Origin of the sequence: Salinicola rhizosphaerae (assembly GCF_014652715.1) — a bacterium.
GTDB lineage: Bacteria > Pseudomonadota > Gammaproteobacteria > Pseudomonadales > Halomonadaceae > Salinicola > Salinicola rhizosphaerae.
Genome location: NZ_BMZI01000002.1, coordinates 170677 through 192821, shown reverse-complemented (window position 1 = coordinate 192821; position 22145 = coordinate 170677). Strand labels below are relative to the sequence as shown.

Genomic DNA, 22145 nt, shown 5'->3' with positions numbered 1-22145 from the left:
GTGGGGTTTTTCACTGCGGCCGCGCCCTTGCCGGGGCGCGGCCACCTTTCTAACTTCTCCGCTTTTGTCTCTCGTGCGGGCATTATTCCAGCGCTATATCGAAGCTAGGCGAGCGATGGTCAGGCGAGGCAAAAATCGACGAGATAGCGCAGTTTACGTGGGTGTAAATGAGCATATTGAGTCGGTTTTTAACGACGCATGGCCGAGCGCAGCCAGCTTCGAGGCTAGGCGCGGTCGGCGCGATAGCACTTGATATCGACCTCCACCTTGCAGTCGACGACGAGGTCCTGAACGCTGCAGATCCGCGCCGGCGGGTGATCGCCGAACACTTCCTTGAACACCTTGTTGAATGAGCTGAAGTAGCGCGCGTCGGTGAGCACGGCGGTGACGTGAACCACGTCCTCGACGCCGTAGCCAGCTTCTTCGGCGATGGCCAGGCAGTTGGCGAAAGCGAGTCGGGACTGCTCGATGATGCTGCCTTCGACGACTTCGCCATCGGTCATCGGCGTCTGGCCCGAGACGAACAGCCAGCCGGCCGCTTCGGTGGCGCGGGCGAACGGTAGCTTCTGGCCGCCGGTGCCGACGCCACCCTCGACGCCATAACGTTTGATGCTCATGCCATGTTCTCCTGTGAAATCACGGTTGGGTTCGGGGTAAGTCGGTAAGTCATGGAAGACGGGCGATTGGCGCGGGCGAGAGCTTCACGTCGCGACGCAGCAATCTGCCGGCACGTGTCCTTGTGGGTTCGCCGGGCCCGCTGGCCTCGCCCTGGCGGTAGCTGATCACACCGTTGACGATGACCCGCTCGATGCCGCTGGCCCTGGCGATCGGGGCGCTATAGGTCGCGGTATCCTCGAGGGCTTCGAGATCGAACAGCACCAGATCGGCGAAGGCACCGACGCGGATCTCGCCGCGGTCGGTGAGGCCGAAGTTGGCGGCGGAAAGCCCGGTCATCTTGCGCACGGCTTCGGTCAGCGGCAGCAGTTTCAGATCGCGGCTGTAGTGCGCCAGCACGCGGGGAAACGCGCCCCACAGTCGCGGATGCGGATGCGGATCGTTGGGAAGGCCATCCGAGCCGACCATCGACAGCGGGTGCGACAGCACCAGCCGCATGTCCGCCTCGCTCATGTTGTGGTAGACGGCGCCTGCCGGCTGCAAGCGCCGAGCGGCCTCAATCAGCGACAGTTCCCAGCTTTCGGCGATCGTTTTCAGTGGCTGGCGCGCCATCTCCGGATACGGCTCCGACCAGGTGATGAAGATATCGATCTCGTCGGTGACCTGGCCCAGATCCAGCGTCGATGATCCCGCGGTGTACGGATAGCAGTCGCAATTGACGTGGTGGGTCAGCGCGGCGGCATCGAGCTTCGCTAGTGCCTTGGGCGCATTGCCCCAGTTGCCGGCCCCGGCACATTTCAGATGCGAAATCACCAGTGGCGCCTGGGCGTGGCGGGCGGTGGCGAAGGCTTCGTCCATCGCTTCGGGCAGCCCGGCGAATTCGTCGCGCAGGTGGGTCGTGTAGACGCCGCCGGCGCGGCCGACCGCTTCGACCAGGGCGTTCATTTCGGCCGTCGGCGCGTGATAGGCGTTGCGATAGGCGAGCCCGGAACTCATGCCGACCGCGCCCTCGGCCAATGCCGTTTCCAGCGCCTCGCGCATGGCCATGATCTCGCCTTCGCTGGCTGGGCGGTCGAAACGATCCATGACCTGACTGCGCAGGCTGGTGTGGCCGATCAGCGCGGCGACGTTGACGCTGGGTTGCGCCTGCTCGATCGCCTCGGCGTAGGCGGCGAAGGTCGGATAGCGAAAATCCTCAGCGCGGCCAAGCAGATTCATCGGGTCCGGCACGTCGTCACCCTGGAGTCTCACCGGGCTCGCGCTGATGCCGCAGTTGCCGACTACCACCGTGGTCACGCCCTGGGAGAGCTTTGGCAGCATCTCCGGGGTACGGATGACGTTGGTGTCGTCGTGGGTATGCACGTCGATGAAGCCGGGTGTCAGCATCAACCCGCAGGCGTCGATCGTCTCGCGGGCGTCGGGGTGACCCAGATCGCCGACGGCGACGATGCGGTCACCGTCGATCGCCACGTCGGCGATGAAGGGCTCGCGCCCGCTGCCGTCGATCACGCTAGCGCGGCGAATCAGAAGATCGTGACTCACGCTCAATCTCCCAGCGGCTGTCGGTTGTCGCCGCCGCGGTGGGCGTCGAGCGTGATCTTGAGTCGGCGCAGCTTGTCGCGGGTCCGCATTCGGTGACGCAACGCGAGGCCCAGCGCGAGCATATCGACGGCGGCCATCATGGCGTAGCGCGACGACGACGGAAAATAGATGTAGTCGGTCTCCCGAGCCGCCAGGGGCAGGGAGATATCGGCGATCCTGGCCAACGGCGAACCGACGGCGGTGATCGCCAGTACACGAGCGCCATATTCACGTGCCAGCTCGGCCGCCTCGTTGATTTCCGGGGTATAGCCACTTACCGAAAGGGCGACGACGACATCGTTCGGCTCCAGCGTGGAGGCGACCATGCGCGGCAACAGTGACTGCGGGTAGGCGCTGATGGCGTAGCCGAGCCTCACCAGGCGGAACTGCATCTCCTGTGCCATCACCGTCGATCCGCCGCCGGCGCCGAATACCAGAATCTGGCGGGCGCTATCGAGCATCTCCACGGCGCCCTCGATATCCGCCTGTTCCATCAAGGTGCGATTCAGCGCCAGCGTCTGGGCGGCGGTGTCGTAGATCACGCCCAGGCCGTCGTCTTCGCTGGCCTCCTGGATGAAACGACGACCGGCGGCGAGCGCCCGGGTCAGGCGGGTCTTGAGATCGCGCACGTTGCGACACTCGACGGCGCGGGCGAAGCGCGTCACCGTGGCATCGCTCACTTCCGCGCGCTTGGCGATCTCACCGATGCTCGCCTCGGCGACGAAGTCGATATCGTCGAAGATCAGACCGGCGACCTTTTTTTCCGCGTCGCGCAGACTGGGCAGGCGGGCGGTGATCAACGAGAGAATGTCGATTTCCTGACTCAAGGCGGGCTCGCTTTCCATGAACGGGGTGGCTTTGTTAGTAACTAACATATTTCTATTTTATGTGTTAGTAAATAACTCAAAGGTCTGGCAGAGGATCTGACAGAGGGTTTGATGCCGAAGCCGGATCGACGGGCAAGCGCGGTGTCGTATCGATGCCTGGCTCATGACAACGCTGTTTTTCGAGGAGAGACGAATGACCGATACCGTGGAAGTCGTTGGCCGGGCCAGACCGCGGCCACTGGAGAAGGGGGCGCCTCTGGCAAGCCCGGCCAACCTGCTTGCCGATGTACCGCTGCCCGCTGCGGCGATCTTCGAAGCACCGCTCATGCACAACATCGCCTGGATGCAGCGCTTCGCCGAGGCGCACGGCGCCAAGCTCGCGCCGCACGGCAAGACCACCATGGCAACCAAGATGTTCAAACGGCAGATCGACGCGGGCGCGTGGGGCATCACGCTGGCAACCGCGGTGCAGACGGCGGCGGCACACGCTCACGGCATCGAGCGGGTGCTGATGGTCAACCAGCTCGTCGGCCGAGCGAACATGGTACTGGTGGCGGATGCCATCGCCGCGGGGCTGGAGTATTACTGCGTGGTCGACAGCGTCGCCAACGTCCGCGCGCTGGGTGAGTTCTTCGCCGACAGGAACCTGACGCTGAACGTGCTGATCGAGCTCGGCATCGAGGGCGGCCGCTGTGGCTGTCGCAACGCGGTGCAGGTGGAAACACTGGCGACGGCGATCGGGGAGCAGCCCGCGCTGGCGCTGGTCGGCATCGAGGGTTACGAGGGGCTGATTGGCGGCGACGACGAGATCGCCGCGGTGCGCGCCTACGGCGAGCGGCTGGTCGATACCGTCAAGATGCTACGCGCCAGCGGCGTTCTTCAGCGCCAGGCGCCGATCGTCACCGCCTCTGGCTCCAAATGGTTCGATCTGATCGCCGAGGCTTTTGATAACGCCGAGCTGCGTGAGTATTACACGCCAGTGCTGCGCCCCGGCTGCTATGTGGTTCACGACCACAAGCTCTATGCCGGTGCCATGGAGGATATCAAGGCACGCCAGCCGGGGCTCGAGGGAGAACTCCAGCCGGCGCTGGAAGTCTTCGCGCATGTTCAGTCGCTGCCGGAGCCGGGTCTTGCCATCGTCGCGCTGGGCAAGCGCGATATCGGCCACGAGCCCGATCTGCCGATTCCGCTGCGGCGCTACCCCGTCGATGGCGATGCTTCCACGGCAACCTTGCTCAGTGGCTGGCGCAGCTTCCACATCATGGATCAGCATCTCTTCATCGAGATTCCCGGCGATGCCGACGTCGCGGTCGGCGATGTGATCGCTCTCGGCACTTCGCATCCCTGCCTGACCTTCGACAAGTGGCGCAACCTGCTGCTGGTCGATGACGATCTTGCGGTTCGGGCGATCATCGAGACGTCATTTTGATGTCGCTCGGGTATCGATCATTCGAAAACTGGAAAACGTTTCCATAAATATTGACGACGGCCGGGCGCTCGCTTACCTTGGCTAACCATCGAGGCTTGAAGCTTCGCCGTGGGCCCTCTCGCGGCGAGTATCAAGTCATCAACCGAGCGCTCTTCCGTCGGGGTGAGATCGACTGAATCATTGACGGAAGTTGTTGTGGCGAGCCGACTGGCTCGCCTTTTTTATGGCAGATCGACAGCCGTGTTGCCGGCCGGTCAGTCAATCGTGGGGGAATTGTGAATGCGCCGCCGACACGGTTGAGTCCTTGTCCTGGGTTAAGTTTAATGAACGACGCTGGCGTCAATTCGACGTTCAGCCATGTTCATTGCCACAAGAGGCCGACAGTGTGAGTCATCAAGGACGAATGCCGTATCAAGGAAGACGTCTGCGTCACTACTCTCTTTTCACCGCCGGGGTCGTTAGCCTGGGGCTGGCGGGCAGCGCGCAGGCGCAGATCGACGATTTCGATGCGATGGCCAATCCCGCCACGGCCGATGAGCCGTTCAAGGGCCAGGCCGAGCTCGGCTACAACAAGATCAGTGGCAACAGCAATAGTGAGAGCCTGCGCGCCGGCGCGGACATGACCTGGTTCAATGCGCCCTGGTCCTACAATCTTCAGCTGAGCGCCAAGAGCGCCAGCGACGACGAGGAGACCTCCGCCGAGGAGTACATGGTGCAGGGCAAGACGCGCTATAACCTGTCCCAGTACAACTATCTGTTCGGTCTGGCGCGATGGGACAAGGATCGCTTCTCGGGCTACGATTCCCAGTCCACGCTGGTCGGCGGTTACGGTCGCCAGCTACTCGTTGGTCCGCCGCACTCGCTGGCGGTCGAGGTCGGTCCGGGTGTGCGTCACGATGAGTTCGAAGAGGGCGGTAGTGACAACGTCGGCCTGCTCTACGCCGGTCTGGATTACGACTGGCAGTTCTCGGAAAATTCCAAGTTCTCCCAGTCGTTGGCGACGGAAGCCTCCGATGAGAACATCATCGGTCGCTCGCAGACGGCGCTGACGGTCGCGATGAACGATTCGCTGGCGCTGAAGGTCTCCTACGAGGTGGAGTTCAACGATAATCCGCCGCCGAGCGCATCCAGTCAGACCGATACCACGACTGGGGTGTCGCTGGTCTACAGCATGTAATCATCGACGCGAGACGGTCGAGGACAACGAACAACGGGGCCCATTGGCCCCGTTGTTCGTCGTACCGGTATCGAGCCGCGTGGCTCAGTTCTGGACGGCTAGCACCGAACCCCCATCGACGCGCACGTTGCTACCGTTGATGAAAGAGGCACGTTCGGACGCCAGCATGGCGATGGCGAAAGCGACCTCATCCACTTGGCCGCGCCGTTTGGCGACGATGCCGGGGCGCTCCTCGGCGAGGAAGCTCTCCACCGCCTCATCGAACGAGCAGTTCAGGTCCTTGGCGCGATTCTCCATCATGCCGTCGGTCATCGGCGACTCAATGAAGGCGGGCGCGACCGTGTTGCAGAGCACGCCATGGGCGGCTTCCTTGTAGGAGAGATTCTTGATGAAGGCGCCGAGAGCGGCCTTGGCGGTGTTGTAGACCGCTTCTTCCCAGTAGGGCTGCACCGTGTTTTCCGACGTGATACAGATGAAGCGTCCCCAGCCACGCTGGCGCATCGCCGGAATGGTCGCTCGCGCCATGCGCACGGCGGAGAAGAAGTCGATCTTCCAGGCGTGCTCGTAGTCCTCGTCGGAGAGCTCGAGCGGGTCGCCCTTGGCGCCGGTCACGCCCGCCGTGTGAATGACGATATCGATAGCGCCGAAGCGCTCGGTGCCCTGTTCGACCAGCGCGTCGACGTCGCTCTGGTCGGTGACGTCCGCGGTGATGCAGAGCGGTTTCACCGATAGTGTTGCGGCGGCTTTGTCGAGAGCCTCGGCATCAAGATCGCTGAGGACCAGGTTGACACCCTCGGCGGCCAACTGCTTCGCCGTTGCCAGGCCAATGCCGCCCTGTGCGCCCGTGATGAGCGCTGTCTTGCCATTGATGGCGAGATCCATGGTCAAGCCTCCGTGCTTGGTGATGGATTGCTACGATGGTAGGAGTGCTGCTCCCCCAGCATGGTCAACGCTCACACTTCTCGCCAATGCGATTTGGGCTCGCGCTTCGCTCGAGTATGTACCTTCATGAGTTGGGGCGCCGATCAAAACTGCCCGGCGGTTTTTTGTGGCCCGCCATCCTTGGCGGCCACCCTGTGGGCCGCCTACGGCGTCAAAAACCGCTCCCGGCGGTTTTTTGAGAGTCGTCGAAGGGTGGGGCATAGTGACGCGCCTGATAGAATGTGCAGGCACGCGGCAGAGCCGTGAGGCCCACAGGAACCGAAAAGCCGCCTTTCGAGCGGCATTCAAGGATCGCAGGGAACGCCATGAAAACCTCTATCTTGCCCATCGCGCTGAGTCTCGGTGCGGGGATGGCCGCGAGCGCGGCACAAGCGCAGTCGTCTGCCACGGACACATCGGTGCAGTCGCGGCCAGTCATCACGGTGAGTGCGCCACGGCTGGCGCGGGAGATCTACGCCACGCCAGCGGCGGTCTCGGTGGTCGATCGCGACGCGATCCAGCAGGGCCAGCAGCGCGTGACGCTGGATGAGTCGCTCGATATCGTCCCGGGCCTCTATCTGCAAAATCGCTACAATTTCGCCCAGGGCGAGCGGATATCGATCCGTGGCTTCGGCGCACGGACGCCGTGGGGCGTTCGTGGCATCACTCTGATGGTCGATGGTATTCCCTACACGCTGCCGGACGGACAGGCGCAAACGGATGCCATCGATCTCGATAGCGCCGAGCGCATCGAAGTCATCCGCGGGCCGGCCGCCGTTCAGTACGGCAATGCCGCCGGTGGTGTCATCAGCGTGACCACCTCCGATGGTGAGGACGATCCCGGTAGTCATCTCAGGCTCGGGGTCGGTAGCGACGGTTATCGCAAGGCGTCTGTCAGCAACGGCGGCGTCGAGGGACCCTGGTCGCATCACCTGAGTTTCTCGGCGCTCGGCACTGACGGCTATCGCGATCACAGCGCGGCGGAGAAATATCTTTTCAATGGCAAATTGAGCCGGGATCTCGGCGATGACCGCAAGATCACCGCGATCGTCAATCTGCTCGACAGCCCCTATGCCGAGGACCCGGGCGGCAAGACGCGCGAATCCGTGCATGATAGTCGCACCGACACGATGAACACGCGTGGCTACTACGACTATTCACCCGAGGATATCGATTCCGGTCAGGAGGTCGATCAGCAGGTGGTTGGGCTTCAGTATCAGGATCTCTCGGCAGGCCCGGGCGAGTTTTATCTTAAGGGGTTCTATCTCCATCGCGGCTATGAGCAGCAGCTCGCCTATGCGGGGGGCTCGGCCGATATCACTAGTGTCGAGAACTACATTGCCTACGATCGTGATTACTACGGTGCCAGTGCCGAGTACCACCAGGCGTTGATGCTGGGCAGCCTGCCGCTGCGATACGCGGTCGGTCTCGATGTCGCGCGCCAGGATGACGACCGCCACAGTGACGATGTGCTCATCGATGGTGAGCACGTCAGACGTTCTCAGGACGAGACCCAGCAGGCGACGTCTGTCGGCGTCTTTGCACAGGGCGATCTCGATCTGACCCGTCGCTGGACGCTGTCGCTGGGCACCCGCTACGACACGGTCGATTTCGATATCGACGATCGTCACCTCGAAGATGGCGACGACAGCGGCGATCGCACGCTAGAGCAGTGGAGCGGCAGCGCGGGGCTGAGCTTCCGCTATCTACCTCGGCATCAGGTCTACCTCACCACGGGAACGGCCTATGAGACGCCGACATTCTCGGAGTTCGCCAATCCCGATGGCGGGGGCTTCAATCCGTCGATCGATCCGCAGCAGGCTTGGAACCGCGAGCTCGGACTGCGCGGCACGTTCGATAACGGCCTCGATTACGACGTGGCGCTGTTCTCGACGCGAGTCAGGGATTCGCTCGTCGCCTACGAAAACGATGCGGGCAAGACCTACTACCGCAATGCTGGCGAGAGCACGCAGCAGGGCCTGGAGACGCAGCTGGGCTGGCAGTTTGCGCCGGCCTGGCGCCTCGATAGTGCGCTGACGCTGGCAAGCTACAAGTTTGACGATTATCGGACCGAGAGCGCGAGCTATGGTGGCAACCGGATTCCAGGGCTGCCCGAGAATACCTGGGTCAACCGCCTGACGTGGCAAGGCGCCGGCGAGCGCTTTGTCACGCTGCAGACGCAGTACGTCGGTTCGATGGTCGCCGATGATGCCAACGATGTCGATGTCGGTGATGTCTGGCTGGTTGGCCTGCGCGGTGGCGACGGCTGGCGCCTGGGCGGTGATACCGTATTGAGAGCCTACGCCGGAGTTCGCAACCTGTTCGACCGAGAGCATTACGCGAACGTCATCATCAATGCGACCAACGCGCGTTACTTCGACACGGCGCCGGGGCGAACGGTCTACGCTGGTATCGGCGTGGATTTCTAAAAACGACTGCAAGGGATCACTATCATGCGACAGCGAATCTTGGCCGCCCTCATCGGTGCTCTGCTGCTTTCGGCGCTCTCCGGCTGCACCTTCAATTCGTGGGGCAACGGTCAGCGGGAGGTGGAGCCTGGCGTGCCGCAGGACGGGCCGACGGCCAATCCGGCCGACGCCTCGCGGGGCCAGAACGGCTCCGGCGAATTGCCCTGAGTCGGGCCGATAGGGGAGGCCTGGCGTGACCCGTCAGGCAAGAAAAAACCGCCCGATGATCCAGTCACCGGGCGGTTTTCATATCGGCCGAAGCGGGCTGATTCCGTTAGCGCTGATAGTCGCTCTCGGAGTAGAGCACTCGAATACGCAGGGTGTGATCGACCTGCTTGAGCGCCTCCAGCGCCTGCTTGCCGTAGGCCTTGTCGACGTCGATCACGACGTAGCCGACCTTGTCGTTAGTCTGCAGGAACTGACCGGCGATGTTGATGTCATCTTCGGACAGCACCCGGTTGATCTCGGAGAGCACGCCCGGCACGTTTTCGTGGATGTGCAGCAGGCGGTGCTTGTCCGGATGCGACGGCAGTGCCACCTCGGGAAAGTTGACCGAGGTAATGGTAGTGCCGTTGTCGGAGTAGGTCACCAGCTTCTCGGCGACTTCGATGCCGATGTTCTCCTGCGCTTCCAGCGTAGACCCGCCGATGTGCGGCGTCAGGATCACGTTCTCGAGACCGCGCAGCGGCGATTCGAACTCTTCGTTGGCACCCTTGGGCTCGACCGGGAAGACGTCGACGGCCGCGCCGAGCAGCTTGCCACTCTTGAGGGCGTCGGCCAGCGGCTCGATCTCGACCACGGAACCGCGGGAGGCATTGATCAGAATGCCGTTTTGCTTCATCAGCGCAATCTGCTCGGCACCGATCATCCAGCGGGTGGCCGGCAGATCCGGCACGTGCAGACTGACCACGTCGGCGCGCGCGAGCAACTCCTCGAGACTGCCGACCTGGCGGGCGTTGCCCATTGCGAGCTTGGTGACGACATCGTAATAGATGACGTCGAGGCCGAGCCCCTCGGCCAGTACCGAGAGCTGGGCACCTATGCTGCCGTAGCCGACGATACCCAGCGTCTTGCCGCGCGCTTCATGAGAGTTCTTCGCCGATTTCAGCCAGCCACCTTGATGAGCGCGGGCGTTCTTCTCGGGGATACCGCGCAGCAGCATGATCGCTTCGGCCAGCACCAGTTCGGCGACGGAGCGGGTGTTGGAGTACGGTGCATTGAAGACCGGAATCGCACGCTTGAGTGCGGCATTCAGATCGACCTGATTGGTACCGATGCAGAAACAGCCCACGGCGGTGAGCTTTTCGGCCGCGGCAAAGACTTTTTCGGTCAGCTGCGTGCGCGAGCGAATGCCGATGAAGTGCACGTCGCGGATCTTTTCGATCAGATCCTCTTCCGTCAGCGACGTGGAAAGCGTCTCGATATTGGTATAGCCCGCGTTGAGCAGGGTATCCACGGCGGACTGGTGAATGCCTTCAAGCAGCAGGAACTTGATCTTGCTCTTGTCGAGAGACGTCTTGGCCATTGAGGGGTCAACCTTTCTTCATCGGCTTGTCGCGATGAGGGCCCGGCAGGGCGTATCGCGGTCATGGGAAAGACCGGCGGCATTTCGGTTGATCGATCGGGGCTGACCATCGGGTCTGAAAATCAGAATGACCCTCGGGAGAATCGACCGGCAGATCGACCAGCGCAGGTGCCACCAGCGGGCGCATAGAGTAACACATGCGTCGCTTGCGAGAATGAAATCGGTGCAGGTCCAGGTGAATGGTACACATGCCGTAGATCGACCGGCGTCGACCGAGGCGAAATCAAGGTAGAGTTGGGACGCGCCCCGACACCAAGGGGCGCGGCCGCCAAACGGCAGCCGCAATTCGCGGGTTTCAGGGGGTCAACACGACTTTTCGGCAGTCGTCCTGCTTGTTTTCGAACATGCGATAGGCGTCTGCCGCCTGGTCGAGCTTGAGCCGGTGGCTGATGATCGTTTCAGGCTTGAGCGTGCCTTTTTCGATAGCTTCCAGCAGAGTTGGCAGGTAGTGATGGACGTGTGTCTGGCCTCCTTTCATGGAGAGCCCCTTATCGAAAAAGTCGCCGATCAGAAAGCCTTCGACGGCGCCCGCGTAGACGCCAGGAATGCTGATACTACCGCCGCGGCGAACGGCGGCCATACATTGATGCAGCGCGATATCGCTGCTCTCGACCTCGAAATGATCCATCTTCGGCAGGCTGCCGCCATGGCCTTTTGATTCGTAGCCGACTGCATCGATGACCGCGTCGACGCCACGATGTCCCTCGGTAGACTGAATGATCGCCTCGGCGACATCGTCGACCTGATCGAAGTTGATTGTCTCGACACCATAGGCCTTGCGAGCGAATTCCAGGCGATACGCCTGATTGTCCACCATGATGATGCGCTCGGCGCCTTCCATTCTGGCGCAGGCCGCCGACAGCAGACCCACCGGACCGGCGCCGAAGATTGCAAGGCTCGAGCCGGGCTTTACGCCGGCGTTAAGTACGGCCTGATAGCCGGTCGGGAGGATGTCCGACATGAACAGGACCTGTTCGTCATCGAGCCCGTCCGGGATGGCAAAAGGCCCTGCGTTGGCTTGCGGAACCCGCACGTACTCTGCCTGACCGCCCGGAACGCCGCCATACATGTGAGAAAACCCAAACAGGGCCGCGGGAGCGGGGATCGACTTCTTGTTGAGCGAGCCGCCGGCATCCGGATTGGTCGTCTCGCAGGCGGCATAAAGGGCGTGCTGGCAGAAGAAGCAGCTACCGCAGGCAATGACGAAGGGGACCACGACGCGATCTCCTTTTTTGACGCTGGTCACGGCCGAGCCGGCCGCCTCGACGATCCCCATGAATTCGTGCCCGAAGATGTCGCCCGGTTCCGTTGCCGGCATCGAGCCACGGTAGAGATGCAGGTCGGATCCACAAATGGCGGTAGCGGTAACACGCAGTACGATATCGTCATCCTGCTCGATAGTGGGCTCCGGCACGTTTTCGACGCGTACATCGCGACTACCCTGGTAGACGAGTGCTTTCATGATTTGCTCCGTGCAATGTGATGTCCATGTAGTGCACAACTGGTGCACTGACTATCAAGCTAGATAGTTCGTCGTGAGCGTTCCAGTCGATATGCAAGTTTTATGATGGAAAATGCCGTTAAAAGCGTCGAACGTCGGTTTTTTTGATACAGGTTAATTATTTCCTGATGCTGCCGGACAGGATGTCGGTACGGTTTGATCGGCAAGGGCAGACGACCCCCGGGGGCGGCGGTGTATACTCGGTAACCTTTGACCAGCGCGAGGTGACTGCCAAGCGGCGTGTGCAATTCGGATCGGATGGGTTATCGGCGCAAACGCAGCTGTGAAAGCTCCCGATCTTGAACGCCATGACAGTCATGTGCGGGTAATGCGACCTCCATCACCGGGAAACCCATGGCCGAACAGGATGTTCCACAGGATTTTGCCACGACCTTGACCCAGCTCGAGCAGCTCGTCGCACAGCTGGAGTCCGGCGAGCTGACGCTGGAGGCGTCGCTGGCCGCGTTCGAACGTGGCATCCGACTGACGCGGGATGCGCAGGGCCGGCTCGACAATGCCGAGCTCAAAGTGCAGGCACTGCTCGAGCAGGCCGATGGCAGCCTGCGTCCGGCGCCGTTCGATGCCCCGTCGGATGCCGCCGCCGGAGGGGGTGATCGTGAGCGCTGACGCACCGAGAGCCGAAGGCGTGATCGACGCCGCGCGCTCGCGCAGCGAGCATGTATTGACCGGCTGGCTCAATCGTCAGGGCGGTGCCTGCGCGACGCTCGACGATGCCATCAATTACAGCGTGCTCGGTACCGGCAAGCGGCTGCGTCCGGTACTGGTCTATCTGGCGGGTCGCGCCCTGGGCGCCGAGGATCGGGCGCTCGATGCGCCGGCCGCCGCCATCGAGATGATTCACGCCTACTCGCTGGTGCATGACGACCTGCCGGCGATGGATGACGACGACCTGCGTCGCGGGCGTCCCACCGTGCACCGCGCCTTCGACGAGCCGCTGGCGATTCTGGCCGGCGATGCGCTGCAGACTCTGGCGTTCGAAGCGCTCGCTTCGCGCCCCCACCCCCGGCTGGGTGAACTGGTCACCACGCTTGCCCGCGCTGCCGGGCGAGATGGCATGGCTGCCGGACAGGCCATCGATCTCGGCGCCGTCGGCTCGACCATGGACCTCGCCGCGCTCCAGGCGATGCATCAGCACAAGACCGGCGCACTGATCCGCGCCGCGGTGCGCCTTGGCGCACTGGTGGCGGTCGAGGAGTCCGATCCGCGCGTTGCCGCACTGGATCAATACGCGGCTGCCATCGGGCTCGCCTTCCAGATTCACGACGACGTGCTCGATGTCACCGGCGACACCCAGACGCTGGGCAAGATCTCGGGCGCGGATGCCGAACGCCACAAGCCCACGTATCCCGCGCTGCTCGGGCTCGAGAACGCCCAGAGGCGTGCTCGGGAACTGCTCGATGAGGCCCTGACCGCGCTCGGGCCGCTGGGCGATGCCGGGCAACCGCTGGCGGCGCTGGCTCGTTTCATGATCGCTCGCGATCACTGACCGGTAACGACGAATTATCTATGAAGCTCTTTGACGAGATCCCCACGCAGCGACCGACCACGCCGTTACTCGATACGCTCGACACGCCAGCGGCGCTGCGCGAGATGTCACTGGCACAGCTACGCCAGGTCGCTGACGAACTGCGCGCCTATCTGCTTTACAGCGTGGGGGTCAGCGGTGGTCATTTCGGCGCTGGCCTCGGCGTGGTCGAGCTCACCGTCGCGCTGCATCGTGCCCTGGAGACACCGCATGATCGCCTGCTGTGGGATGTCGGCCATCAGGCCTACCCGCACAAGATTCTGACCGGTCGTCGTGATGCGCTCTCGAGCATTCGTCAATATGGCGGGCTCGCGGCGTTTCCGCGGCGCGAAGAGTCCGAGTTCGATACCTTTGGCGTCGGCCACTCCAGCACTTCGATCTCGGCGGCGCTCGGCATGGCGCTGAGCGCGCGTGCCAAGGGCGAGAAGCGCCGCGTCTGCGCGGTGATCGGCGATGGGGCGATCACTGCCGGTATGGCGTTCGAGGCCCTCGCTCACGCCGGCCATGTCAACGCCAACCTGCTGGTGGTGCTCAACGACAACGAGATGTCGATCTCGGAAAACGTCGGCGGCATGGCGAGCTATCTGACGCGAATTCTGACCAGCAAACCCTACGCGGCGATGCGCGAGAACTCCAAGCGGGTGTTGTCGCACCTGCCCGGCGCGCTGGAGTTCGCCCGGCGTACCGAGGAGCACGTCAAGGGCATGATCAGTCCGGCGACGCTGTTCGAGGAGATGGGGTTCAACTATCTCGGACCGATCGACGGCCACGACCTGGCCGCGCTGGATCAGGCGTTGAACGCGCTGCGCGATCAGGACGGCCCGCAGTTTTTGCACGTGCGTACGCGCAAGGGACGCGGTTTTCGTCCGGCGGAGTCGGACCCGATCGGCTTTCACGCCATCACCAAGCTCGAGAAGACACCGCCGCCGGTGCCGAAGGTCGATGACACCACGCCGGCGGACTCTTCATTGCGCCCGAAGCCGCGCAGCGATGATTCCTTACGCCCGAAGCCGCGCAAGTACTGCAACGTCTTTGGCGATTGGCTTTGCGACATGGCAGCGGCAGATCCGCGCCTGATCGGCATCACGCCGGCGATGCGCGAAGGCTCGGACCTGATCCGCTTCTCGCAGACCTATCCCGAGCGCTACTACGACGTGGCGATCGCCGAACAGCATGCAGTGACGCTTGCCGCCGGCATGGCATGCGAGTCGATGAAACCGGTCGTGGCGATCTACTCGACCTTTCTGCAGCGCGGCTACGACCAGCTCATCCACGATGTTGCCGTGCAGCATCTCGATGTCACCTTCGCCATCGACCGCGCGGGGCTGGTCGGCGAGGATGGCCCGACGCACCACGGTGCGCTCGATCTCTCCTATCTGCGCTGCGTGCCGGGGCTCATCGTGCTGGCGCCGTCGGACGAGGCGGAGTGCCGGGCGATGCTCTCCACGGCCTATCATCATGAAGGGCCGGCGGCGGTGCGCTATCCGCGCGGCACCGGTCCGGGTACCGAGATTCCCGGCGATCTCGAGGCGCGGATTCCCATCGGCCGCGCTGAGGTGCGTCGCGAGCGTCAGCTCGATCAAGAGAACGCCCTCCCCAGCGTCGCCCTGCTCGCGTTCGGCAGTCTCAATACGCCGGCGGCCGAGGTTGCCGCGAGCCTGAACGCGACCCACATCAACATGCGCTCGGTCAAACCGCTCGACCGCGAGGCGATCGTCGCGGCGGCACGCGATCACGACCTGATCGTCACCCTGGAGGAGAACGTGGTCGCCGGCGGGGCGGGTAGCGGCGTCAACGAGCTGCTGGCCGCCGAAGGCCTGCGGCAGGCGGTGCTCAACCTCGGCATTCCGGACGCCTTCGTCGAGCACGGCAAGCCGGCCGAGCTGCTGCGCGACTGCGGTCTCGACGCAGCCGGCATCGAGGCCGCCATTCGCCGGCGTCTCGAGACGATGGGTGACGCGACTCACCGGGACTGAACCCAAGACAACCCCGAACCGACACAACACGACCAGGTAAACGTTTCATGCCAATTGCCATTCTGATCTGTGCCTTTATCGGCTACCTCTTCGGCCGGCTGCCCGGCCTGTTGATCGGGGCTGCCGTGGGCTGGTGGATCAGTCGTCGACTGCGCCGCTCGCTGGTGGGCCGTGTGGTCAATATCCAGCATCAGTTTCTCGAGTCGACCTTCGCGGTGATGGGCTGTGTGTGCAAGGTGGACGGCCATATCACCCAGGACGAGATTCGTGCCGCGGAGGCGCTGTTCGATCGGCTGCACCTCAATAGCGAGCAGCGCGATCGTGCCAAGGCGGCGTTCAATCGCGGCAAGGCGTCCGATTTCGACCTCGATGCGGAGTTGACCAAAATCCGCCAGGTTACCGGCGGCCAGCGCGCGCTGCTGCAGGTCTTCCTGCAGGTCCAGCTCGCGGCGATCGCCGCCGACGGGCAGATGCACCCGTCCGAGCACGAGATGCTGCTGCGCGTGGCGCGCGGGCTCGGTTTCTCCGAAGCGGAGATCCGCCAGATCGAGGCGATGCTGCGTGGTGGTGCACACCAGGCGGGCGGCAGCCAGGCCTCCAGCGGTCAGACACTTGACGATGCCTATCGCGTGCTGGGCGTCTCCGAGGACGTCACGGATGCCGAGCTCAAGCGCGCCTACCGCAAGCTGATGAGCGAGAATCATCCCGACAAGCTGGCCGGCAAGGGGCTGCCGGAGAGCATGCGTGAAGTCGCCAAGGAGCGCACCGCCGAGATCAGCAACGCCTATGATCTGATCCGCAAGCATCGGGACGCCTGACCGGGCAGTGATTGCGACCTTTGTCTAACCTGAAGCCGTCGGCGATCGCATCGCCGGCGGTTTTTCACGTTCTACGCCGGCACCCGGCACTGGCTGGTCACTGTCAGGCGTTCAGGAGGCAAGGATGAATCGTTTTACGGACAAGGTCGTTATCGTCACCGGCGCGGGCTCCGGCATCGGCGCCGCCACCGCCCGCCGTTTCTCGCGCGAGGGAGCCAGTGTCGTGTTGGTCGGGCGGCGGCGCGAAAAACTCGAGGAGGTCGCGGCCTCGCTGGAGAACGAGGCTTTCGTGCGCCCGGCGGATGTCTCGAAGCTGGATGAGGTCGAGGCGCTGATGCGGGAAGTCGCCGAGCGCTACGGCCACATCGACGTGCTGGTCAACAATGCCGGCGTCGCCAAGAGCGGCAAGGTGCACGAAGCCGCCGTCGAGGATTGGCAGCAGGTCATGGCGGTGGATGTCGACGGTGTCTTTCATGGCTGCCGCGCCGCCATGCCGTGGCTGATCGCGAGCCGGGGGGCGATCATCAACGTCTCTTCCGTTTCGGGTATCGGCGGTGACTGGGGCATGAGCTTCTACAACGCCGCCAAGGGAGCCATCACCAATTTCACCCGGGCGCTCGCGCTCGATCATGGTGAAGATGGCGTGCGCGTGAATGCCGTCTGCCCGAGCTCGACCAAGAGCGAGATGAGTGAAGATCTGCTCAAGAACGAGGAACTGGTCTCAGCCTTCCAGCAGCGCATCCCTATGGGGCGTGTGGCCGAAGCCGAGGAGGTCGGCGATGTCATCGTGTTTCTGGCCAGCCACGACGCGCGCTTCGTCAGCGGCGTGAACCTGCCCGTGGATGGCGGACTCTCGGCCTCCAACGGCCAGCCGCGTCAGGCGTGACGTGTTGTCTCGGGCGCCGGGACGCGCTTAGATAGGCAGGCTAACCGACGATATTGCTGCCACAAGGATGTGACATGCCTGCGAAGGCCGAACTTTACCGCACCGCCGCCCGCGTGCTGGGCACGCTCGACAAGAGCGGCTGGATTCTGCGCTACCGCTACGGTGACCGCCGCCTGCTCGAGGATGTGGTGCTGCCGGCGCTGGATCGGGATGACGAGGTGGCATCGGTACTGCTGATCGGCTGCGCGTGGTACACACGTCACTATCCCGATCTGCTGCCGGGGACGGACGTCACCACGATGGAGATCGACCCGGCCAAGGCCGCATTCGGCGGGGCGCAGCATATCGTCGCCAACATGGCCGACATCGTCGAGCACGTCGCGCCCGAGTCGCTGGATGCCATCGTCTGCAATGGCGTCCTCGGCTGGGGGCTCGACCAACCCGAGGCCGTGGAATCCGCCTTCGCAGGTGCCGTGGCCTGCCTCAAGCCGGGCGGTCTGTTCCTGCTCGGATGGAACGACATCTCGCCGCGCAATGCCTGCCCACCGGATACCATCGCGGCGTTGAGCCACCTCGAAGCGGTCGATATTCCCGGATTGCAGACCCACTCCCTCATTGCGCTCGAGCGCAACCAGCACTGCTATCAGGCATGGCGCAAGCCGCTGACAGCATGATCATTGCCGCGGTGGTGGGGCTGAAACTGGTTAGCTGATTCGCCGGCCATCAACTGGCCCGATGCCATTTTGCTTCCTACGCTGACAAGGCCCTTTTCATCGCAGCAGGAGTCTTGGCATGTCCCCGGTCGTTCATACCCTGGTGGTGGGCCTTTTCAGTTATCTGGCGCTGATCGTCGTGGTGCGCCTCTCCGGCAAGCGCACGTTGTCGAAGTGGAACGCGTTCGATTTCGTCGTGACCATCTCGCTAGGCTCGACGCTGTCGACGGCGATCGTTTCCACCCAGGTATCGCTTGTGCAGTGCATCGTCGCCTTCGTGCTGATCGTGGCCCTGCAGTTCGTGATCACCTTCTCTTCGGTGCGTTCGTCGGGTGTCAAGAACCTGGTCAAGTCGCAGCCGACGCTGCTGCTCGAGCGCGGGCGCTTCCTGACCGAGACGATGCGGCGCGAGCGTGTGGTCGAGGCGGAGATCCGCGCCGCGATCCGTGAAAACGGTATCGCCGATGTGGAACGCGTCTTCGCGGTGGTGCTGGAGACCGACGGCACCTTCAGCGTGGTGCCGGAAGCCGGAGACAGCAACTCGGCGTTGATCGGCGTAGCGCGGTAGACTGGGGTCTCACCTCTGAAGAGATGACAGAAGACAGGCAGGAGAAGAGGGATCGACCGGGGTCGATCCCTCTTTCATCAGGATGCCACGGCTCCCGGCTGCCCCCCACCAGATTGGGATCGGCGCTGCATGAGTATCAGGAGCGCGACGATCATAGCGCCCGCTAGATCGGAGTAGATCCCGCCGTAGATCATGCACAGCGCGCCCACGAACATGACTACCCGCTGCCACAGGCGGACCGGGCCGAAGAACCAGGCCTGGACCGTGGCCGCCAACAGCACGATACCGACGGTGGCGGTGACGCCGACGCGCAGGATCTGCAGCCAACTGCCTTCCATCAGCATCGCTGGGCTGTAGAAGAACATGAACGGCACGATGAAGGCAGCCAGGCCGATCTTGAACGAGGCCACCGAGGTGCCCATGGCGTTGTCGCCGGAGATGCCCGCCGCCGCGTAGGACGCGAGTGCCACGGGCGGGGTGATCGCGGAGACCACCGCGAAGTAGAACACGAAGAAGTGGGCCACCAGAGGCTGAATGCCGATGCCGATCAGCCCCGGCGCGACCACCGAAGCAGCCACGGCGTAGGCCGCGGTGGTTGGCATGCCCATCCCCAGCAGGATGCTGATCAGCATGGCGAAGAAGAGCGCCAGCAGCTGGCTGAAGCCGGCCATGCCCAGCAAGAGCGAGGAGAAACGGGCGCCGACGCCGGTCAGGCCAATGACGCCGACGATCAGCCCCGCACAGGCGCAGACGGCAATGATCTGGATCGACATGTTGCCGCCGAGCTGCAGCGCCCGCAGGATCGCGACCGGTCCCATCTTGTGCGGCGAAATCCAGCTGACGATCGCGGCCGAAGCCGTCGCCAGCGTGCCAGCTCGAATCACCGAGTAGCCCATGAATAGGGCGACGATCAGGATAATGATCGGCGCGAACAGGTAGGCCTGCTTGGCGAGCGCCACGAAGCGCGGAATTTCGTCCTTGCGCATGCCGCGCATGCCCTTGCGCGCGGCCTCGAAGTCGACCATGAAGTAGACGGAGGCGAAGTAGAGGATCGCCGGAATCACCGCCGCGATGGCGATGTCGGTATAGGGGATACCGGTGATCTCGGCCATGATGAAGGCGCCAGCGCCCATGATCGGCGGCATGATCTGCCCGCCGGTGGAGGCTGCCGCCTCGATGGCCCCGGCGCTGCGGCCGGGATAGCCCACTTTCTTCATCAGCGGGATCGTCAGCGAACCGGTGGAGACCACGTTGCCGGCGCTGGTGCCGTTGATCATGCCCATCAGGCCGGAAGCGAAGATCGAGACCTTGGCTGGACCGCCACGCGCGCGACCGGCGGCGGCGAAGGCGAAGTTGACGAAGTAGTCGCCGACCTTCGAGGCCTGCAGGAAGGCGGCGAAGATGATGAACAGGATAATGTAGGTCGAAGAGACGGCGGTCGTCGGCCCGAGCACGCCGGCGTCAGTGTAGACCTGGCTGAAGAAGCGGTTGAGCGACAGTCCCGGATAGCCAAGAAAGCCCGGCAGCCAGGGGCCGATGAAGACGTAGGCGATGAACAACCCGGCGATTACTACCAGCGCCATGCCGGCGACGCGACGGGTCAGCTCCAGAATCAGCATCGAGCCGGCGATCGCCGCCCAAGAGATGCCGATCGGCGCGAACGCGGTGCCAGTGGAGGCGCGCATCGGCGAGTTGAACATCATCAGCAGATAGCTCGAGGCGGCAGCAGCGGCCACCATCAGCACCAGTTCGGCGATCGGCAGGCGCCCGCGCGTTCGGCGAATGCACCAGGAGAGCAGGATAGCACCGGCCGTGGCGACGATCAGCGGTGCGCCGAACTGCCAGGTTTCGACGGCCGGCTCGATGCGCAGGGCACCGCCAGCCATCGCCTGGCGCATGAGGAAGACTTGCACCAGCGCATAGCCGGCAGGTAGCAGCAGCAGTGCGGCCAGGCCATCCAGCCAGCGTGGCGAGGCGCTCGCCTCGTCGTCGACGAAGCGCGCGCCGGTATAGAGACCGAACCCGAGAATCAGGGCGCCGCAGACGTGGAGGATGCGGAACGTCCAGGTCTCGATCGGATAGAGGTTCAGCGTGATCAGGTGAAAGCTGGTGTAGGCCACCGCCAGGCCGGCGAACAGCCACCATTTCCAGCCTTCGAAGAGACGGCGGCCGGGCTCGACAACGTCTTCGTCAACGCCGTCGGCGATGATCCGATCGTCCTCGGGGCCGGGCTTATCGTGCCGGGGGGCGGTGTCTTGAGTCATAGAGGTGCTTCCTTGTTCAACGCGCGGCGCGGAGCCGCGCGATAGCGAAAAACGGCGCCGCCCCCGCGAGGGAGCGGCGGCCGATCACTCGTGGATCAGGGACGGGTCGATCTCATAGCCGTTTTCCTCGTACCAGCGTGCGGCGCCCGGATGGAACGGCAGCACGGTGTTGTACTCGAGGTTCTCCGGCACGCTGTTGGCGGCGCTGCGATGGATATCGCGCATGCGGTCGTTGTTTTCCATGCTCAGCTTGGTGATTTCGTAGACGAAGCTCTCCGGAAGGTCGCAGTTGGCAATGGTGAAATTCCACATCGAGACCGCGCGGGCATCGTCATCAAGCGTGCTGTAGGTGCTGGCCGGAATGGTGAAGGCCGAGACCGGGAAGGCATCGATCACCTGCTGCTGCTCCTCCTCGGTGAACTCGATGATGTTGACGTCCGTCTGCACCTCGAGCTGGCTGACCGCCGGGATGGGAATGCCGGCCGCGAAGGCCACCACGTCGATCAGGCCGTCCTGCAGCTGGCCACCAAGATCGGACCAGCCGCCATTGCGGCGTTCGAAGTCTACGCCGAGGGTCTCGAGAATGGCCGGAAAGTAGGTGTCGGAGGTGGAGGCGGCCGGGCCGAAGCCTATGCGCGCACCATCGGGGATTTCGGAAATCGAGGTGATGCCGCTGCTGGAGAGCGCGGCGATCGAGAAAGGCGTCTCGTACATCGGGAAGAGGGCGCAGACGTTATCCATCGCCATGCCCGGTGCCAGCGGGCTTTCGCCGTTCAGCGCCTGGGCGGCCGGTCCCATGGTTGTCAAACCCAAGGCGACATCGCCGCTGTGAACCAGTGCCATGTTCTGGGTCGGGCCGCCGGTGATTTCGCCACCCCCTGAGATGCCGAGTTCGTCGGCGATCAGGTTGGCCCAGCCGGAACCGTAGACGTAATAGGTCCCCCCCTGGCTTGCGGTCGCAACAGTGATGCTGTTCGGCCAGTCGCTGCGGTCGCTCTCTTCAGCGGCCTGGGCGATTACGGCAACGGCTGCAAGGGTCGAGGCAACAGTCAGCGCGAGGGTGGTGCGTGCGATCTGTGGCATGTTGGCGTGCTCCGGTATCGTGGATCGTGCGCATCGTCCTTAAGGGTCGACACGCCCTGCACGCTGTTACGGGCAAGCACTGCGCCACTTTTCGTCGGCGCTATATGTTTCAGTAAGTTACTGTTTTGTCATTAAACTTTGGTCAAATGCCTGTCACTGGCGGGATGGCGGATAGCCACACGCGTAG

19 protein-coding genes are annotated in these 22145 nt (G+C 63.4%); 11 read left to right on the top strand and 8 right to left on the bottom strand.

The annotated features are described in order from the left end of the window. Positions 1–224 precede the first annotated feature (224 nt). Genes IE125_RS04285 through IE125_RS04275 form a run of 3 tightly spaced genes read right to left on the bottom strand, consistent with a single transcriptional unit; the run spans position 225 to position 3023 of the window. The gene (locus tag IE125_RS04285) at positions 225–617 is read right to left on the bottom strand and encodes a RidA family protein (RefSeq protein ID WP_189443380.1); all 393 of its coding nucleotides are present in this window, start codon (positions 615–617) and stop codon (positions 225–227) included. Between the two features lie 49 nt (positions 618–666). Then, the gene (locus IE125_RS04280) at positions 667–2157 is read right to left on the bottom strand and encodes an N-acyl-D-amino-acid deacylase family protein (protein ID WP_189443378.1); all 1491 of its coding nucleotides are present in this window, start codon (positions 2155–2157) and stop codon (positions 667–669) included. Positions 2158–2159: 2 nt separating this feature from the next. Beyond that, the gene (locus IE125_RS04275; RefSeq protein WP_189443377.1) at positions 2160–3023 is read right to left on the bottom strand and encodes a MurR/RpiR family transcriptional regulator; all 864 of its coding nucleotides are present in this window, start codon (positions 3021–3023) and stop codon (positions 2160–2162) included. A 193-nt stretch (positions 3024–3216) separates the two neighbouring features. Between IE125_RS04275 and IE125_RS04270 the strand changes: the two genes are divergently transcribed. Both IE125_RS04270 and IE125_RS04265 read left to right on the top strand, forming a co-directional pair. Further along, a complete protein-coding gene (locus tag IE125_RS04270; RefSeq protein ID WP_189443375.1) occupies positions 3217–4452 on the top strand; it encodes an amino acid deaminase in 1236 nt (411 codons plus the stop codon). Positions 4453–4837: 385 nt separating this feature from the next. Next, positions 4838–5629, top strand: a complete 792-nt coding sequence (locus IE125_RS04265) for a DUF481 domain-containing protein (RefSeq protein WP_189443373.1) — start codon at positions 4838–4840, stop codon at positions 5627–5629. 84 nt (positions 5630–5713) lie between these two features. On the opposite strand, the gene IE125_RS04260 is transcribed toward IE125_RS04265, so the two are convergent. Next, positions 5714–6511 (bottom strand): SDR family NAD(P)-dependent oxidoreductase, encoded by a 798-nt coding sequence (locus tag IE125_RS04260; RefSeq protein WP_189443371.1) that lies wholly within the window; start codon positions 6509–6511, stop codon positions 5714–5716. A 365-nt stretch (positions 6512–6876) separates the two neighbouring features. Between IE125_RS04260 and IE125_RS04255 the strand changes: the two genes are divergently transcribed. Then, positions 6877–8979 carry a TonB-dependent receptor family protein gene (locus IE125_RS04255; protein WP_189443369.1) on the top strand — a complete coding sequence of 701 codons (2103 nt, stop codon included), beginning with the start codon at positions 6877–6879 and terminating at the stop codon, positions 8977–8979. Between the two features lie 24 nt (positions 8980–9003). Further along, a complete protein-coding gene (locus IE125_RS04250) occupies positions 9004–9186 on the top strand; it encodes a hypothetical protein (RefSeq protein ID WP_189443367.1) in 183 nt (60 codons plus the stop codon). Between the two features lie 106 nt (positions 9187–9292). Here the strand turns inward: IE125_RS04250 and serA are convergent, their stop codons facing one another. Both serA and IE125_RS04240 read right to left on the bottom strand, forming a co-directional pair. Beyond that, positions 9293–10543, bottom strand: coding sequence for a phosphoglycerate dehydrogenase (serA, locus tag IE125_RS04245; protein ID WP_189443365.1), 1251 nt, complete (start codon positions 10541–10543; stop codon positions 9293–9295). A gap of 355 nt (positions 10544–10898) precedes the next feature. Continuing rightward, positions 10899–12065, bottom strand: a complete 1167-nt coding sequence (locus tag IE125_RS04240) for a zinc-dependent alcohol dehydrogenase (RefSeq protein ID WP_189443364.1) — start codon at positions 12063–12065, stop codon at positions 10899–10901. 393 nt (positions 12066–12458) lie between these two features. On the opposite strand from IE125_RS04240, the gene IE125_RS04235 reads away from it, so the two are divergent. The 7 genes from IE125_RS04235 to IE125_RS04205 all read left to right on the top strand — a co-directional run bounded on the left by IE125_RS04235 (position 12459) and on the right by IE125_RS04205 (position 18611). Further along, positions 12459–12731, top strand: a complete 273-nt coding sequence (locus tag IE125_RS04235; RefSeq protein ID WP_189443362.1) for an exodeoxyribonuclease VII small subunit — start codon at positions 12459–12461, stop codon at positions 12729–12731. Then, entirely contained in the window at positions 12721–13611 is an 891-nt protein-coding gene (locus IE125_RS04230; RefSeq protein WP_373297363.1) for a farnesyl diphosphate synthase, read from the top strand. The genes IE125_RS04235 and IE125_RS04230 overlap by 11 nt, the downstream gene beginning before the upstream one ends. 20 nt (positions 13612–13631) lie before the next feature. Beyond that, complete coding sequence (gene dxs, locus IE125_RS04225; protein WP_189443360.1) at positions 13632–15626, top strand: 1-deoxy-D-xylulose-5-phosphate synthase; 1995 nt, start codon at positions 13632–13634, stop codon at positions 15624–15626. Positions 15627–15673: 47 nt separating this feature from the next. Further along, positions 15674–16444 carry a co-chaperone DjlA gene (gene djlA / locus IE125_RS04220; protein WP_189443358.1) on the top strand — a complete coding sequence of 257 codons (771 nt, stop codon included), beginning with the start codon at positions 15674–15676 and terminating at the stop codon, positions 16442–16444. A gap of 124 nt (positions 16445–16568) precedes the next feature. After that, on the top strand, positions 16569–17330 hold the full coding sequence (budC, locus tag IE125_RS04215) for a meso-2,3-butanediol dehydrogenase (RefSeq protein WP_189443356.1): 762 nt from the start codon (positions 16569–16571) through the stop codon (positions 17328–17330). Between the two features lie 74 nt (positions 17331–17404). Then, positions 17405–18004 (top strand): class I SAM-dependent methyltransferase, encoded by a 600-nt coding sequence (locus IE125_RS04210; RefSeq protein ID WP_189443354.1) that lies wholly within the window; start codon positions 17405–17407, stop codon positions 18002–18004. Between the two features lie 118 nt (positions 18005–18122). Beyond that, entirely contained in the window at positions 18123–18611 is a 489-nt protein-coding gene (locus IE125_RS04205; RefSeq protein WP_189443352.1) for a DUF421 domain-containing protein, read from the top strand. 77 nt (positions 18612–18688) lie between these two features. Here the strand turns inward: IE125_RS04205 and IE125_RS04200 are convergent, their stop codons facing one another. After that, entirely contained in the window at positions 18689–20875 is a 2187-nt protein-coding gene (locus tag IE125_RS04200) for a TRAP transporter permease (protein WP_189443350.1), read from the bottom strand. 84 nt (positions 20876–20959) lie between these two features. Then, a complete protein-coding gene (locus IE125_RS04195; RefSeq protein ID WP_189443348.1) occupies positions 20960–21958 on the bottom strand; it encodes a TAXI family TRAP transporter solute-binding subunit in 999 nt (332 codons plus the stop codon). Positions 21959–22145 lie beyond the last annotated feature (187 nt).